The 1,736-nt window shown below is 40.2% G+C and carries 1 protein-coding gene and 1 pseudogene; one reads left to right on the forward strand and one right to left on the reverse strand.

The annotated features are described in order from the left end of the window. The coding region (locus BBW68_RS19145) for a transposase (protein ID WP_420835334.1) at nucleotides 1-212 on the forward strand (212 nt) is incomplete at its 5' end. A 37-nt stretch (nucleotides 213-249) separates the two neighbouring features. Here BBW68_RS19145 and BBW68_RS21005 read toward each other — a convergent pair. Beyond that, a pseudogene (locus BBW68_RS21005) lies at nucleotides 250-1,727 on the reverse strand (YobI family P-loop NTPase); the annotation flags it as partial. Nucleotides 1,728-1,736: the final 9 nt, after the last annotated feature.

Below are 1,736 nucleotides of genomic sequence, written 5' to 3' on the forward strand. Positions count from 1 at the left end.
ACTTTGCACGCCCATACCATTCCTGGGAACGTGGCCTGAATGAGCATACCAACGGTCTGATACGGCGCTTTTATCCCAAGGGAACCGACTTCAGTCAGGTGAGCCATCGCAAGATGGCTGAACTCGAACACATACTCAACATGCACGGGAGAAAATCACTGGGCTATCGTTCCCCCAACGAGGTATTTTTAACGCACTTACTGGCGGCATAAGCCCCCTCGGTTTTGTTGCGTTTCGAGTGGGAATGGAGCCGATATAAACAAGATCATTGCTACTGAAAAATTTTACGAACCCATGTTCATTTTCATATAAATTCCCCGGTGTGGAATTACCAGTTCCCTGACGGCCTCCATATTGGTCGTGGGCAAAATGTATTACTGACCATAGTTCCTTTGAAATATACCGGCAGATAATTTCCATTCTTACATCAGCAGATGATGATGCTGACTCTTTTTTAATTTTTCGAGTTTAGCAGAAAGATTACTTTCCCTTTCATTTAAAGAAGAAAAATAGTTTTCCTGCAGTTTTTTTAGGCAGTAATTTTTTATAAAAAAATACAAACCCCCTGCTTCCTTGTCAATTAAACTATAATCCTGCGTGTAGATATTTTTGTAAAATATAACCGCAAAAATCTTCGCTTCATTTTTATTTTCATCAACCATTCGCCTGAATAAATTAAACTCATTGGCAATATTATGTAGTGAACGCATATCTGTAATATACAGAGACGTTTGCTTAAGAAGCACATCATCCTTAACGGGGAAATCTTTTAGTTTATTTTTCAGATGTGTATAGGCATTTCTGGCATCCAGCACGGGTACAACCGGAACGATGAAATCAAAAAAATTTAGTGCGTATATCAGCTCCGAGAAAAATATCATCCCGACAGGCATAGAGGAATCTTACAGGATCATTCTTCAGGTTATTGTTTACTATCTGGTTTATCTCCCTCAGCTTCACGAAAACTTCCGTATTACCAAGCCTGTCCAGATCTTCAAATACCACGATTTTGCTCTTTGAACGGGAGAAGAAATAGACAATTTCGTCGAGACAGTTGTTGAGCAGTGAGGATGACTCCTGTTGAGCCATCTCTGCACTCGCCTGAAGAAAAGCTATCTTGCTTAGTTTTAATTTTTTATCAAAGAAACCGACCTTTGACGCCACCCTGACGATACAAAACAAGGTTACCAACACCAGTGCGATACTGCACCATAAACGCTCAGGATAAGCATCATTTACAAGAGAAATGGTCGCCTCATTCACACTGAAGAATAATAGTATTTTTTTTGGAAAAACGGATAAATACAAACAAAATAACGGAACCACTATGCTGATGGATGTTTCAAAAAGTGAAATAACGTGTTTTATATCTCTGTTCTGAATTCTGTCAATCCGAGAGTCGGGAATATTATCCTTATTTTCTTTATAGAGGATCTGCTGAAGAATGCTTAATTCAATTTCAGCATTTTCTGGGGGGTTTCGTCTTTCTTTCCTGACATTGAAAAATCTGCCAGGGACACATTGATGAAGTCTTTTTTCAACCTGGCATTTAGATAAGAAAGTATCACAGTACTTTTTCCTGCTCCATAAGGACCGGTAATCGCGATATTTCTCACATCTTTCTTTAAAAAAGCAAAATGAACGTAGCACGCCTGTGGCGTGAGCGGCGCTGCTACGCCGCTTCGGGTGTTTGCATGACCGGCGCTCCGCTTTATACTCTGCTCCATGCATATCCC

Source organism: Candidatus Erwinia dacicola, from assembly GCF_001756855.1.
GTDB lineage: Bacteria > Pseudomonadota > Gammaproteobacteria > Enterobacterales > Enterobacteriaceae > Erwinia > Erwinia dacicola.